Annotated in this window: 11 protein-coding genes and 1 pseudogene; 8 read left to right on the top strand and 4 right to left on the bottom strand. The window is 68.5% G+C overall.

What is annotated here, in order from left to right:
• Nucleotides 1-457: 457 nt before the first annotated feature.
• Both D5084_RS18855 and D5084_RS09570 read right to left on the bottom strand, forming a co-directional pair.
• Nucleotides 458-589 (bottom strand): hypothetical protein, encoded by a 132-nt coding sequence (locus D5084_RS18855; protein ID WP_268815791.1) that lies wholly within the window; start codon nucleotides 587-589, stop codon nucleotides 458-460.
• A gap of 246 nt (nucleotides 590-835) precedes the next feature.
• Nucleotides 836-2,896 carry a bifunctional aldolase/short-chain dehydrogenase gene (locus D5084_RS09570; protein ID WP_200833980.1) on the bottom strand — a complete coding sequence of 687 codons (2,061 nt, stop codon included), beginning with the start codon at nucleotides 2,894-2,896 and terminating at the stop codon, nucleotides 836-838.
• 126 nt (nucleotides 2,897-3,022) lie between these two features.
• On the opposite strand from D5084_RS09570, the gene D5084_RS09565 reads away from it, so the two are divergent.
• Nucleotides 3,023-3,994: a sugar-binding transcriptional regulator gene (locus D5084_RS09565; RefSeq protein ID WP_128515265.1), complete on the top strand. Its 972-nt coding sequence runs from the start codon at nucleotides 3,023-3,025 to the stop codon at nucleotides 3,992-3,994.
• Nucleotides 3,995-4,002: 8 nt separating this feature from the next.
• On the opposite strand, the gene mtnA is transcribed toward D5084_RS09565, so the two are convergent.
• Together mtnA and mtnK are read right to left on the bottom strand one after the other, a co-directional pair.
• Nucleotides 4,003-5,103 carry an S-methyl-5-thioribose-1-phosphate isomerase gene (gene mtnA, locus D5084_RS09560; RefSeq protein ID WP_128515264.1) on the bottom strand — a complete coding sequence of 367 codons (1,101 nt, stop codon included), beginning with the start codon at nucleotides 5,101-5,103 and terminating at the stop codon, nucleotides 4,003-4,005.
• Complete coding sequence (gene mtnK, locus D5084_RS09555) at nucleotides 5,100-6,365, bottom strand: S-methyl-5-thioribose kinase (RefSeq protein ID WP_128515263.1); 1,266 nt, start codon at nucleotides 6,363-6,365, stop codon at nucleotides 5,100-5,102. The genes mtnA and mtnK overlap by 4 nt, the downstream gene beginning before the upstream one ends.
• 61 nt (nucleotides 6,366-6,426) lie before the next feature.
• On the opposite strand from mtnK, the gene D5084_RS09550 reads away from it, so the two are divergent.
• The 7 genes and pseudogenes from D5084_RS09550 to D5084_RS09520 all read left to right on the top strand — a co-directional run.
• On the top strand, nucleotides 6,427-7,998 hold the full coding sequence (locus tag D5084_RS09550) for a sugar ABC transporter ATP-binding protein (protein ID WP_235019474.1): 1,572 nt from the start codon (nucleotides 6,427-6,429) through the stop codon (nucleotides 7,996-7,998).
• A complete protein-coding gene (locus tag D5084_RS09545; protein WP_200833981.1) occupies nucleotides 7,995-9,008 on the top strand; it encodes an ABC transporter permease in 1,014 nt (337 codons plus the stop codon). Before D5084_RS09550 ends, D5084_RS09545 begins: the two co-directional genes overlap by 4 nt.
• Nucleotides 9,009-9,078: 70 nt before the next feature.
• A complete protein-coding gene (locus tag D5084_RS09540; protein ID WP_128515262.1) occupies nucleotides 9,079-10,116 on the top strand; it encodes a substrate-binding domain-containing protein in 1,038 nt (345 codons plus the stop codon).
• A gap of 51 nt (nucleotides 10,117-10,167) precedes the next feature.
• Nucleotides 10,168-11,103, top strand: a complete 936-nt coding sequence (locus D5084_RS09535) for a transketolase (RefSeq protein WP_128515261.1) — start codon at nucleotides 10,168-10,170, stop codon at nucleotides 11,101-11,103.
• Nucleotides 11,103-12,104, top strand: coding sequence for a transketolase family protein (locus tag D5084_RS09530; RefSeq protein ID WP_235019475.1), 1,002 nt, complete (start codon nucleotides 11,103-11,105; stop codon nucleotides 12,102-12,104). Before D5084_RS09535 ends, D5084_RS09530 begins: the two co-directional genes overlap by 1 nt.
• On the top strand, nucleotides 12,104-13,222 hold the full coding sequence (locus D5084_RS09525; protein ID WP_128515260.1) for a RuBisCO large subunit C-terminal-like domain-containing protein: 1,119 nt from the start codon (nucleotides 12,104-12,106) through the stop codon (nucleotides 13,220-13,222). Before D5084_RS09530 ends, D5084_RS09525 begins: the two co-directional genes overlap by 1 nt.
• Before the next feature lie 230 nt (nucleotides 13,223-13,452).
• Nucleotides 13,453-13,709 (top strand): annotated as a pseudogene (locus D5084_RS09520) (IS5/IS1182 family transposase); the annotation flags it as partial.
• Nucleotides 13,710-13,759: the final 50 nt, after the last annotated feature.

The following is a 13,759-nucleotide window of genomic DNA, read 5'->3' as shown; positions in this document are numbered from 1 at the left end:
GGACCCATGCCACGCAGGAGGGGTCCCTTTTGGACGCCGATCACCCAGGTAGCGGGGTCAATATTGCGCGCCGATCAACAGCAGAATAGAGGTGACGTTTCGGCCAGAGCGCGACAGAGTTGTTCGATCCCGGTTCCATCTCGACGGCGCCACTGGCATCGAAGCGTTTAGGTTAGGCTTCGAAATTATCTCTGAGTTTCAGGAGTTTGCAGGCTCTACACCAAGTCCGCGCAGTCATCAGGTCCGTAGAATATCGGCCCCCAGAGACCGCTTCCGGGCCACTTGGCAGCAGGGGCAGTGCTCAGCCCCACCCGCATACCCCCCGAATACAACGGAAAAATCCGGCCGCACCAGGATCGGGAGAACGCTTTCGCGAAGGCAAGTGGCGGAGGGGATGGGTCTGAAGGACAACCTTCTCCACCCCGGACCATGATCGGAGATCGGGGTTCCCCGCGTCTCAGCCCTCGCCGGTTGTTCGCTGCACCTGCTCTCCCAGCCCCTCGATCCCCAGCCCGATGGTCCGGACGGGCCGCACAAGGACCGGCGGGACAAGCTCGATGGCGAAGGCGGCTGGAACGCCCGCAAGCACGGCTGCTCACCGCGCCAGGGGCGTCCTGCACATAAGTCTCATGGCAGGTCTTTTCTGGAACAGGTGAAGTCCGGTCAGCGGCCAGCCGGATGGGCGTGAACAGGCCCGCAACGCACACTGCACCTGAAGAATCGGTATGGCCAGGCGTTCCGGTGGCATGACCAGAGGCGGTCATCGGCAGATTGCGGTGTCAAAGGCTGCCCGCGGAATCAGGACGCCGGGCCGGTTTTCGAGACGTAATCCGGCTTAGCGCAGGGCGGCCTCTATGTTGCCCCCGTCCACGGTCATCACATGTCCCGTGGTGCGTTCGGCCCTTGCCAGCATCACGAAAGCCTCGGCCACATGGCGCGCCTCGACCTCGGCGCGCAGGAGGTTGCCGGCCATGTAGGCGGCCTCGTCCACCCCGCGCGCCGCCGAACGGGCGGCGATAATCTCGGGCGACAGGAGGCCCGAGCGGATCCGGTCGGCGTTGATGCCGTTGACCCGGATCCCCTCGCCGCCCAGTTCGAGCGCAAGCTGGCGCAGCAGGAAGAAGGTGGTGGCCTTGGGCAGCCCGTAGGCGCCGAAACCGCGACCGGGGTTCACCGCCTGTTTCGAGACATTGAACAGGATCTGCCCCGGTTCCGCCCCGCGCGCCCCGCGCCCGGCCGCCTGTGCGCGGAAGAGGGCGATGGCGGCCTGGGAAAAGGCCAGATGGGCGAAGAAGTTGAGCTCGAAACTGTCGCGCAGGGCCCGGTCGTCCAGCGTGGCGATGTCGCCGGTGACGGCGGCCCCGGCGTTGGAGATCAGGATGTCCAAGCCCCCGAAGCGCGCCGCGCAGGCTGCGACCGCCTCGGCCGCCGCGCCGGGTGCGGTGATGTCGCAGCCATGGCCGGCGTGGTCGCGGCCAAGCGCGGCCAGCGCGGCCTCCAGCGCCGCGCCGGGGCGATCCACCAGGAACAGGCTGGCCCCCTGCGCGGCAAAGGCGCGGGCCGTGGCCAGGCCGATCGCCCCGGCCCCGCCCGTGACCAGCACGATCCGGCCCTGAAGGGCAGGGGGCTTGCCGCTGCCCAGCTTGGCCTGTTCCAGCGACCAGTATTCCATGTCGAACAGATCCTTCGGCCCGATGGGCCGGAACCCGCCCGCCGCCTCGCCATCTGCGCGCACGCGGGCCGACTGGCAGCCGATATCCGCCGCGATCCGCGCCGCCGCCGCCGTCGCCCCCACGCCCAGGATGCCCGCGCCTTCCAGCCAGACCAGTCCCGGCATCGGGGCCAGCATCGTCTTGGGCTCGGCCGCGCGTGGAGCGTAGGTGTCGAACCAGGCGCGATAGCGGTCGGCCCAGGCGGCCACCGCCGCGCGCATCGCCGCAGGTTCCTGCGCTGCGCGCCGCAGCACCAGCACCTCGCCCCTGGTGCGGATCACATGATCCGGGGTCGCGACCCCGCGGGTGGCCAGATCCTCCAGGTTCGGGCGGGCGCAGAAGGCGCGTTCGCCGTCGCCCGAGCGCAGGTCGAGCACGGGCAGAGGCGCGGTCTCGGGCAGGACCGAGGCCAGCGCCCCGCGCAGGGCCGACAGGACGGGCGCGGCCTCGGGGGCAGGCAGGGCGGCGGCCGGGACCAGCGGGGCAGGGCGGCGATCGGCCAGCCAGGCCTCGACCAGGTTGGTATGGGCGATGAGGCGGTCGTAGCTGGACCTTGCGTCCGGCCCCCAAGCGAAATGGCCGTGGTTCACAAGCAGAAGGCCCTCGGCTTCGGGGTTGCGCTCGAAGGCCTCGGCCGCGGCCTTGGCCAGGGCAAAGCCGGGCATGACATAGGGCACCAGCGTCAGCCGGTCGCCGAACAGCTCGCGCGTGACGGCGGCGACCTCGGGCAGGTTGGCCAGCACCAGAAAGGCCGTGGCGTGGGTGTGGTCCACCACCTTGTGCGGGATCCAGGCATGCAGGAGCGTCTCGACCGAAGGGTTGGGGGCGGAGGGATCCAGCAGGTTCAGCCGCTGGACATTGACCATGGCTTCATCCGACAGGGCCGGCAGGCTGCGCAACCGCAGCAGCGGCTGAAGCCGCACCGCCGGCAGGCCGCGCGCCTCGATCGTCTCGAGATCCCAGCCGGAGCCCTTGATGTGCAGCACGTCGACCTCTTCGCCGAAGATGTCCCGGGCCGTCGATTTCAGCGAAGTGTTGCCGCCCCCGTGCATCACCAGGTCCGGGTCGCGGCCGATGAGGCGCGAGGTATAGACCCGCAGCGCCAGATCGCGCGCACGCGGGTCGGTCCCGGCATCGGACAGGAAGGCGTCAGCCTCGGCGTCGGTCCAGAGATTGGCGATCATCGGAGTCTCCTGCTAAGGCTTGACGGTCGGCACGGTGCCGGCCCTGGCCAGGGGAACAGGCGACCGGCGCTTGGATTTTCTACTTTTGTCAGATACTATTGTCAAAGATCAAATGATGGGGCGCGGATGGGCGGTCAGACACGGCGGCGCAACCTGGCGCAGGTGAGCGGCGAGAATGCCGTGATCCAGGTCGCCTGGATGTATTACGAGGACGGGCAGAACCAGCAGGAGATCGCCGCCGCGCTGGGCATTTCGCGCGCGACCGTGGTGAACTACCTTCAGGAAGCGCGCGAGAAGGGGTTGATCCGCATCACGCTGGCCGCCCCGGCCTTCACCACGCATCGGCTTGCGCTGGCGCTGAACCACCGCTTCGGCCTCCAGGGATCCTATGTGATCCCGGACGAGGGGACGGGGACCGAGGAAGGGTTCCTGCGCGTGGTGCGGGGCGCGGCGAACTGGCTGCCCGATCTGATCGCGCCGGGCGACCGGCTGGGGGTGGCCTGGGGGCGCACGGTCTATGAACTGGCCGAGATGGTCGAGCCGGCGCGGATCGAGGATCTGGCCGTGCTGCAACTGGTGGGCTCGATGGCCACGCCCTACGGCTTCACCGCCGAGGCCTGTTCCACGCGCCTTGCCCAGCGTCTGGGGGCGCGCTGTATGAACCTGCACGCGCCCGCGATCCTCAGCCGGGCCGCGCTGGCGGCGGAACTGCGCGAGGAGCCGATCCTGAAGGCGCAGCTCGACCAGCTGGAGACGGTGAACAAGCTTCTGTTCTCGGTCGGCACCGCCACGGCCGAAAGCCATATCGTGCTGAGCGGCCTGGCCACGCCGGCCGATCTGGACTGGTATGTCGGCCACGGGGCGGTCGGCGTCATCTGCGGCCGCTTCATCGACGCCGAGGGCTGCCAGCTTCCCGGCCCCATGGAGGACCGGATGATCGGCGTGCCCCTGCCGCGGCTGGTGGGGCTGGAGATGGGCATCCTGGTCACTCCCGGTCTCGACAAGGTGGAAGCGACGCGCGCGGCGATCCGGGGCGGCTATGTCACGCATCTGGTCACCGCCACCTCGGTGGCCGAGGCGCTGCTGGCCGCCCCCTGACCGGCCCGTCAGACGGCAGCCGCCTTCAGGTCGCCGAACATCGCGGCGAGGCCCGTTTCGGTCGCCGGGCACAGGCCGCGTTCGGTCAGCAGGCCCGTCACCAGTTCGGCCGGCGTCACGTCGAAGGCGGGGTTGCGCGCGCCGGTGCCGTCGGGCGAGATCTGGACATGCACGATCCGCCCGTCCGGGCCGCGGCCCTGGACCATGGTCACTTCACCCGCGCCGCGTTCCTCGATCGGGATTTCCCGCACCCCGTCGTGCACGCGCCAGTCGATGGTGGGCGAGGGCAGCGCCACATAGAAGGGCACCCCGTTCGCCCGCGCCGCCAGTGCCTTGAGATAGGTGCCGATCTTGTTGCAGACATCGCCGCGCGCGGTGGTGCGGTCGGTGCCGACGATCACCATGTCCACCTCGCCGTGCTGCATCAGGTGGCCGCCGGCATTGTCCACGATCAGGTCGTGGCTGATGCCGTGGCTGTTCAGCTCCCAGGCCGTCAGTTGCGCGCCCTGGTTGCGGGGGCGGGTTTCGTCCACGAAGACGTGCACGGGGATGCCCTCGGCATCGGCGTGGTAGATCGGGCTGGTGGCAGTGCCCCAGTCCACCGTCGCCAGCCAGCCTGCGTTGCAATGGGTCAGGATGTTCACCGGGCCGCCGCCCTTGCGTGCGGCGATGTCGCGGATGATCTGCAACCCGTGCAGGCCGATGCGGCGGTTGATTTCCACATCCTCGTCGCAGATCTGCGCCGCACGGACGGCTGCGGCGCGGGCGCGCTCGGCCGCTGGCAGGGGGGCAAGCAGGCGGCGCATCGCGTCAAGGGCCCAACGCAGGTTGATCGCGGTGGGGCGCGTCTCGTGCAGCACCGCCCAGGTTTCGTCCAGCGCGGCGTCCGAGGGATCATCTGCCATCTGCACCGCCATGCCCCAGGCCGCCGTCGCCCCGATCAGCGGCGCGCCGCGCACCCACATGTCGCGGATCGCGGTGGCGAATTCGGCCCTGTCGCGCAGGGGCACGATGCGCAGCTCGTGCGGCAGCCAGCGCTGGTCGATGATCTTCACCGTGCCATCCGCATCCTGCCAGATGGTGCGATAGGGCGTGCCGTCGATCTTCACAGGTGATCCTCCTTGTCCATCCGCCGCGCCATGGCCGTCACGGCGTCGATGCCGCGGATCGCGCCGGCCCCCAGCATCAGCTGCCGCCCCATGGCCAGGGCGCGCGCCTCGCAGGCGGCGCGGCGCCCTTCGTCGGCGATGCGCTCGAAATCGGCATTGTGCGCGAGGCCCAGGATGCGGCGGTGCATCTCGATCCCGCAGAAGCCCAGGGCGTCGGTCCAGATCCGGCCCAGCAGATCGGCCAGCGCCTGTTCGGAGGCCAGGCCATGGCCCTGATCCTCGTAAAGACTGGCCTGATGCAGGATGCCGCGCCGTTCGGAGCGCCACAGCTGGCCGAACTCGGCCGCAAAGGTGCGCCAGAGGGTCTCGATCACCGCCAAGAGCCAGCCCTGATGCTCTGCCCGGTCTCCCGGCGCGGATTCGTGCCCCGGCTGGCTGAAATGCGCCATCAGGAAATTGGCGATCAGCATGCCGACATCGAAACCGATGGGGCCGTAGGTGGCGAATTCCGGGTCGATCACCCGGGTCTCGGTGTCCGTCACCATGATCGAGCCGGTATGCAGGTCGCCGTGCAGCAGCGTCTCGCCGCGCGAGGTGAAGGCCATCTTCAGATGCTGCGCCGCCACCTTCAGCGACAGGTCGCCCCTCAGCCGCGCCACGATGCCGTCCAGCCCCGGCGTGTGCCGGTTCATCGGCGCGGCGAAATAGGGGTCCGAGAACACGAGGTTCTCGGTGATGTCGCAAAGCTCGACATTGCCCGCAAATAGCGCCAGATCCGCCTTCTTCGCCGCCGCCGGCATCGAGAGGTCGGACCCGCGGAACAGGGTGCGTGCGCAGAATTCGCCCAGCCTTTCGCCAAGGCCCGCCACCCGCCGCCCCTCGATCAGGGCATGGCGCAGGATCACATGGGGGGTCAGATATTCCATCACCACGATCGCTTGCGCCTCGTCGAAATGCCAGACCGCGGGGACCGAGCCGGGATCGCGCGCCGCCTGCCGGATCAGCGCATTGTATTCGAAGAACGATCGTTTCAAGGGCAGCGGCCAGCTTTCACCCACCAGCCGCACATAGGGCAGCGCCTGCTTGACCACCACCTGACCGACGGTGCCCGTGACGATGAACACAAGGTTCAGGTTGCCGTCGCCCACCTCGCGCACCTGCCAGCCCTCCGGTGGCCCGACCCTCTCGCGCAGGACCGCCAGGCCCCCCAGCCGGGCCGGCAGGCTGGCCGGCGTCAAGGCGACATAGGTTTCGGCACTCATGCCGCATCCTCCCTTGCTGCTCCTCCGCCGTCAGGATTTCCAAGATTGCATCATATGTCAAATGGTATTGACAAATGACGATCCCGGCGTAGCGTATCTGGCGGGAGCGAGGAAGGGCATGGCGGCGCAGTCGATCACCGTTCGCGGACTGACCAAGGCTTTCGGCCGCAACATCGTGCTGCGCGGGGTGGATCTGGACCTGCCGGCGGGGCAGGTCACGGTGCTGATGGGGGCGAACGGCGCGGGCAAGTCCACGCTGGTCAAGATCCTCTGCGGGGTTCATTCCGCCGATGCGGGCGAGGTGCGGCTGGACGGGCGGCCCTTTGCCCCGTCCGGTCCGGCGGCGGCGCTGCGCCAGGGCGTGGTCACGGTGCACCAGAATATAAACGACGGGGTCGTGCCGGACCTGGACGTGGCGTCGAACCTGTTGCTGGACAGCCTTGCCGACGGCAGCGGTCTGTTCCTGAACCGCCGCCAGATGCGTGCAGAGGCGGAGCGGATCGCCGATGCCGTGGGGCTGAAGATCGACGTGACCCGCCCCGTGGCTGGCCTACCGCTGGCCGACCGGCAGCTTGTCGCCATCGCCCGCGCCATGGCGCACCGCCCGCGGCTTCTGATCCTGGACGAGCCGACCTCGTCCCTCTCGCTCGCCGAGGCGCAGCGGCTGTTCTCGCTGATCGACCGGTTGCGGCAGGACGGAGTGGCGATCCTCTACATCTCGCACCGCATGTCCGACATCCGCCGGCTGGCCGACCGCATCGTCTCGATGCGCGACGGGCAGGTCTCGGGCCTGTTCGAGGGTAAGCCCTTGGACTATTCCGGCGCCGTGCGCGCGATGCTGGGCCACGAGATCACCGAGGTGGACATCACCATTCCCCCGCCCGGCGCGCCCATGTTCGAGGCGCGGGGGCTGCGGCTGAAACCCGAAGCGCAGCCCTTCGACCTGGTGCTGCGGCGCAACGAGGTGGTGGCGCTGACCGGGCTTGTAGGTTCAGGCAAGTCGGCCCTGGCCGAGGTGCTGTATGGCATCGCGGTGCCCGTAGCGGGCGACATGCGGCTGGACGGCGCGCCCTACCGGCCGCGGCGGCCGGCGCAGGCCGTGGCGGCGGGGGTGTTCCTTGCCGCGAAGGACCGGCTGATCAACTCGGTCATCCCGCAGTTCGACATCCAGCAGAACCTGACCCTTCCCTTCACGGCGCGCCATTCCGGCCCGCTGGGCCTGATCCGTCGCGCCGCGGAACGGGCGGCGGCCGAACGCACGATCGCCGCGATGGGCGTGGTCTGCCAGGGCCCGCGCGACGGCATCCTGACGCTGTCGGGCGGCAATCAGCAGAAGGTCGTGGTCGGCCGCTGGATGGCCGAAGCCAGCCGCCTGCTGATCCTGGACGAGCCGTTTCAGGGCGTGGACATCCAGGCCCGGCGCGACATCGGCCGCCGCATCCGCGAAAGCGCCCTTGACCGCGCGACCCTGGTCCTCTGCGCCGAGATCGACGAGGCGCTGGAAGTGGCCGACCGCATCCTGGTGATGAGCGAACATACCATCGTCGGCGCGCACCGGAACGAAAGCATCGACCTGGCCCGGCTGATGGCCGAGGTCGCGGGCGCCGCCGACAGGACGAAGGAACCGGCATGACATCCCTGTCCCCCACCGATCTTGCGATCCGCTACGGCTTTCTTCTGCTGATGGCCGGAATGATCGTGGTCTTTTCGCTGCTGAAACCCGCCTTCCTGTCGCCGCAGAGCGCGGTCTTCATCCTGCAATCGGTGGCGATCACCGGCATTCTGGCGCTGGGTGTCACCGCGACCCTGGTGGTGGACGGCTTCGACCTGTCGATCGGGGCGGTCGCGACATCGGCCATGATGCTGTCGGCCTATGTGATGGTGATCTGGGAGATGGGGGCGCTGACGGCGGTCGTCCTTTGCCTGCTGATGGGGGCGGCGGTCGGGCTGATCAACGGCTTCCTGATCGTGAAGATGCGCGTGCCCGATCTTCTGGCGACCCTTGGCATGATGTTCCTGCTGGTCGGACTTCAGCGCATTCCCACCGCGGGCAACTCGATCTCCACCGGCATGGTGCTGGCTGACGGGCGCACCGCCACCGGCACTTTCGCACCCGAGTTCCTGATGCTGGGGCGCCACCGGATCGACTTCATCCTGCCCGATCTCGTGCCGCTTTCGGTAGTGGTGCTGGTGGTCATTGCGGTGCTGACCTGGGTCTTTCTGGAGCTGACGCGCCACGGGCGGGTGATGTATGCGATCGGCTCGAACGCGCAGGCGGCGGCGCTGGCGGGCATCAACGTCGCGGGCTATCGCGTGCTGGCCTATGTGATCTCGGGCGTAATGGCCTCGCTTGGGGGGATCCTGCTGGCGGCCCGGCTGGGCAGGGGCGATGTGGCCTCGGGCAACAACCTGCTGCTCGATTCGGTGGCCGCCGCACTGATCGGGTTCGCGGTGCTGGGGGCGGCCAAGCCGAACGCCTTCGGAACGGCGGTGGGCGCGCTGTTCGTGGGTATCCTGCTTCAGGGCCTGACCATGCTGAATGCCCCTTACTATACCCAGGATTTCATCAAGGGTGCCGTGCTTGTCGTCGCCCTTGTCTTCACCTTCGCGTTGTCCGGCCGCTCTGGCCGGGCGCGCCGATGAGACAGCCGGCGCACAGTGCCAGAAGAAGCGCCCGCCGGTGCCTGACACAACGGAGAAATGGGAGGAACCGATGATCTCCAGACGGACTTTCGCAGCCCTTGCCGCCAGCGTGGCGCTCGCCCCCTCGCTCGCCCTTGCCCAGGACGCGCCTGCGCCTTTCGACAATCCGGGCCAGGTGAACATCGCGCTGGTGCGCTATCTGTCCACCGGCGACTTCTTCCAGGCCTATCTTTCGGGCGTGGAGAAGCAGGCCGCCGCGCTGGGCGTGAACCTTCAGGTCTTCGACAGCCGCCAGGATGCCGCGCTTCAGGCGGACATGGTGGATCAGGCCATCGCGCTTGGCGTGGACGGCATCATCATCCAGCACGGCCTGACCGAGTCGATGAAGGAGGCCGCCCAGCGCGCGGTGGATGCGGGCATCAAGGTCGTGGCCTTCGACGTCAATGTGGAAAACCCGAAGATCCCGCAGATCGAGCAGTCCGACCGCGACCTGGCGCGGCTGGCGCTCGAGGCGGCGCTGGCCGACAACGGCAACAGTTTCGTGGCGGGCTACGTCTATGTTCCGGGGATCGCGCCACTCGACCGCCGCGACGAGACCTGGAAGAAGGTCAAGGCCGACAATCCCGGCATCAACGAGGTTGCCATGTTCGGCACGCTGGACAACCCGATCGCCAATTCGGTGGCCAACCAGGCGCGCTCGGTCCTTTCTGCCAATCCGAACATCCAGGTGATGTTCGCGCCCTATGACGAATTCGCCAAGGGCGTGAAGATCGCGGTGGACGAAGCCGGCATGTCCGGCCAGGTCTCGATCTATTCGGCCGACATCTCGACCGCCGACATCCAGCTGATGCGCGAGCCCGGCTCGGCCTGGAAGGCGACCGCCGCCACGAACCCGGCGGTGGTGGGCGAGGTCTCGGTCCGCGCGCTGGCGATGCTGCTGGCGGGCGAGGATCCGGGGCCGCAGGTCATCGTGCCGCCGACGCTGATCACCCAGAAGATGCTGAACGATCTCGACATCAAAAACATGGAGGACCTGGGCGCGAAGCTTCCCGCCTTCGCCCATGCCGATGTGGCGATGACGCCCTGGATGAAGCTGCCGCCGCGCTGAGACCCGAACGGGGCGGGCCGCATCGGCCCGCCCTGACCCTGCCGACCGGAGATGCCCTTGCGCAACGAGAAGTCCACCGAAGAGGTCGCCCGCGGCATCCGCGCCCGCGTCTTCGAACATACGATCCGTAACAACGGCGGCTATCTGAGCCAGGCCTGTTCGGCGGCCGAACAGCTCGCCTTCCTTTACAACGAGGCGCTGAACCTCGGCCCCTCGACCATGCCGATGGTGCCGCCGCCCTTTTCGGGCGTGCCATCGGCCGCGAATCCCCTCTATCGCACCGGCGCGGGCTACAACGGACCCTTCGACGCGGTGTACGACCGCCTGTTCATCGCCCCCGCCCATTACGCCCTGGTCGCCTATGCCTGCCTGATCGAGGTCGGCCGCATGGCGCCCGAGGGGCTCGAGATGTTCAACCGCGACGGATCCTCGGTCGAGATGATCGGGGCGGAGCACAGCCCCGGCATGGAGGTGCACAACGGCACGCTCGGGATCGGGCTTTCCACCGCGGCGGGCCTGGCCTGGGGGCGAAGGCGGCTGGGCCATACGGGCCGCGTCTGCGTCTTCATGTCGGACGGCGAGGTGCAGGAAGGCCAGACCTGGGAGGCCGTGCAGGCCGCCGCCCATCACGGCATCGACAATCTCTGGGCGCTGATGGACGTCAACCGCCAGCAATGCGACGGTGCCATGGACGATGTGATGACCGTGGGCGACATCGCAACGAAGCTCCGCGATTTCGGCGCGGTGGTCGCCGAATGCGACGCCCACGACCTTGCGGCCCTGCGCGCGGCGGCGGCCACGCCGCACCCCGGCCGCCCCCTGATCGTGCTGGCCCATTCGCGCCCCACGCAGGGCATGGAAAGCCTGATGAGCCGTTTCCCCCGCCTGCACTACGTCCGCTTCAAGTCCGAAGAGGAACGCGCCCGGATGAATGCCGAGATCGCGGCCGAACTCGGTGTGCCCCCCGTGCCGCTGGAGACGCACTGATGGAGATGGTCAACCGCCCCTATGCCGCGGCCTTCGAGGCCCATGCCGTGCAGCACCCCGAGGTGCTGTGTCTCTCGGCCGACCTGACCTCGAGCTGCGAGATCGACGGTTTCCGCGACCGCCACCCGGAGCAGTTCCTGTCCCTCGGCATGGCCGAACAGAACATGCTGTCCTTTGCCGGGGGGCTTGGCCTCGCTGGGTTCCGACCCTTCCTGCATTCCTTCGGCGTGTTCCTCTACCGGCGTCCCTATGACCAGCTGGTGGCCTCCATCGCCTATCCGCGCCGGAAGGTGCGGCTTATGGGCTTCCTGCCAGGCGTGACCACGCCCGGCGGCATGACCCATCAGGCGATCGAGGACATCTCGGTGATGCGAACCCTCCCGAACATGACGGTGCTCGAGGCCGGTGACGCGACCGAGGTCGAAAGCATCGTGGCCGAGGCCGACACCGTCGATGGCCCGGTCTATTGCCGCATCCTGCGCGGCGCGGTGCCGCGACTGTTCGATACGCCGCTGCGGATCGGGCAGATGCGGGTGCTGGCCGAGGGCTGCGACGTGCTGGTCGTCACCGCGGGCATCACCACCGAAGAGGCGATCCGCGCCCGAGGTGCCCTGGCAGGGGCGGGGGTTTCGGTCCGCCATCTGCATCTGAACACGCTGAAGCCCTTCGATGCCGCGCAGATCGTGGATCACGCGGCCAGCGTGCGCCATGGCGTGGTCACGCTGGAAAACCACCTGGTCAACGGCGGGATCGGCAGCATGGTGGCCGAGGCCCTGGCCGAGGCGGGCCTCGCCCGGCGGCTGGTCCGCCTCGGGCTTCAGGATACCTATGCCCACGGCGGCTCGCGCCCCTATCTCATGCGCCATTATGGCATGGATGCGCTGGCGCTCGTCCGCGCGATCGAGCGGCTGACAGGCCAGAGCACCGGGATCGACGAAGGCGCGCTCGACGCCGTCCGGGTCGAGGCCGTGCATTCCGCGGTCAAGGCCGAGGCGCTGTGATGGCTCGCTTCACCGTCACCTACCGCCTGCGTGCCGCCAGCCGGGCCGAGGCGCAGGCCCGCGCCGAGGGCATCGCGCTGGAACAGACGGTCGAGATCCCGCGCGACGTGGTCCCCGCCGGATATGTCGCGGACGAGATCCTCGGCCGGGTCGAGGAGATCGGGGGCCTCGGCGAGGGTCTCTGGCAGGCGACCGTCAGCTATTCGCCCGACAGCGCGGGCGACGAGATCACCCAGTTCCTGAACGTGGTGTTCGGCAATTCCTCGATCCAGCAGGGGATCCGCGTCACCGGAATCGACCTCGGGCCGGAGATGGCCGCACGGCTGGCGGGCCCGCGTTTCGGCATTGCGGGGATCCGGGCCCTGTGTGGCCGCGCGACGGGGGGCATGATCGCCCCGGTGCTGAAGCCCATGGGTCTGACCCCTGCCGAGCTTGCCCGCCTTGCCGAGGGCTGCGTGCGCGGCGGTGCCGATATCGTCAAGGAGGATCACGGACTTGCCGGCCAGCCCTCGGCCCCTTTCCGCGCCCGGGTCGAGGCGGTTTGCGCGGCGATACGCAAGGTGCGGGCGGAAACCGGGCAGAAGACGCTCTATTTCCCCAATCTCTCGGGCAGGGCCGATGAGATCGAGGGGAACCTGCGCTTCCTCAAGGATGCGGGGGCCGATGGCGTGCTGGTCATGCCGGGCCTCTTCGGCTTCGGCCTGGTCCAGCGCATTGCCCGGGACGCCGGCCTGAACCTGCCGGTGATGACGCATCCGTCCTTTCTCGGCCCCTTCGTCCTGGCGCCGGACAACGGCATCGACCACGGCGTCCTCTTCGGCACGATCCAGCGGCTGGCGGGGGCGGACATCTCGGTCTTTCCGAACGTGGGCGGTCGGTTCGGCTTCACCGCCGAGGAGTGCCGGGCCATCGCCCGGGCCTGCCGCGACCCGTCCGGCCCCGGCCGCGCCATGCTGCCCAGCCCCGGCGGCGGCATGAGCGTCGCTCGCGCTGAAGACATGCAGGCGATGTATGGCGAGGACGTGGTCTATCTGCTGGGCGGAAGTCTGCTTCGGGATCCCGGCAGGATCGATGAGGCTGTGGCAGCGATGCGCAGGGTCCTCCCGACCGGCAGGTGATCTCGTCAGGCACGGCCGACACGAAATTCGAGTGCTGCCCGCGACCAGACCAAGCCGCCGGGTCCTTCCGGGGTCCCGAATGTGGCCGGTACGGGCCTGCCCTCGCGGCAGAGATTCCGCCTCCGGTCCGGGCGGGATCGGACCTTGCGCTGCTGCTGTCTGATCCAACGCGTTCTTGGGTCGGTTTTTCAAGAGATGCCAGGAGACCATAGTGTCCTACGAGGAGGTGCACCCACGCCGACGGACCTGCGAAAAGGCGCGCGGCCCCGGATATGATCGACCGCCACTCCCCCGGATCGATCCGGCAACTGACGCAGGGTGCCGGCAAGGGCTTCGATGCAGCGAATTCGTCGCCGACCTGCGGCAAGCCTGCGTCACACCGCATGTCGCGCAGAAGTCGAGATAGTCCGCCATCGACGGCAGAACCAGTGATGGGCGCTGCCGCCGGCCTCGATCGCTAGGGTCAGGACTCGTTCTTGTTTCATAGCCAGAACATGACGGTTGCGGCGAGGGCGACGGCGGAGAGGAAGGTCTTGG

It is taken from the genome of Tabrizicola thermarum (genome assembly GCF_003574395.1).
GTDB lineage: Bacteria > Pseudomonadota > Alphaproteobacteria > Rhodobacterales > Rhodobacteraceae > Tabrizicola > Tabrizicola thermarum.
The sequence above is the reverse complement of the archived record's forward strand: the minus strand, read 5'-3'. Positions and strand labels throughout refer to the sequence as shown.

Bases quoted from the DNA above. Each gene is read 5' to 3' on its own strand.
- D5084_RS09525 (WP_128515260.1), top strand. From the start codon at position 12,104: ATGGCTCGCTTCACCGTCACCTACCGCCTGCGTGCCGCCAGCCGGGCC.
- D5084_RS09540 (WP_128515262.1), top strand. From the start codon at position 9,079: ATGATCTCCAGACGGACTTTCGCAGCCCTTGCCGCCAGCGTGGCGCTC.
- D5084_RS09545 (WP_200833981.1), top strand. From the start codon at position 7,995: ATGACATCCCTGTCCCCCACCGATCTTGCGATCCGCTACGGCTTTCTT.
- D5084_RS09550 (WP_235019474.1), top strand. From the start codon at position 6,427: ATGGTATTGACAAATGACGATCCCGGCGTAGCGTATCTGGCGGGAGCG.
- D5084_RS09570 (WP_200833980.1), bottom strand. From the start codon at position 2,896: ATGATCGCCAATCTCTGGACCGACGCCGAGGCTGACGCCTTCCTGTCC.
- mtnK (WP_128515263.1), bottom strand. From the start codon at position 6,365: ATGAGTGCCGAAACCTATGTCGCCTTGACGCCGGCCAGCCTGCCGGCC.
- D5084_RS09530 (WP_235019475.1), top strand. From the start codon at position 11,103: ATGGAGATGGTCAACCGCCCCTATGCCGCGGCCTTCGAGGCCCATGCC.
- D5084_RS09535 (WP_128515261.1), top strand. From the start codon at position 10,168: ATGCCCTTGCGCAACGAGAAGTCCACCGAAGAGGTCGCCCGCGGCATC.
- D5084_RS09565 (WP_128515265.1), top strand. From the start codon at position 3,023: ATGGGCGGTCAGACACGGCGGCGCAACCTGGCGCAGGTGAGCGGCGAG.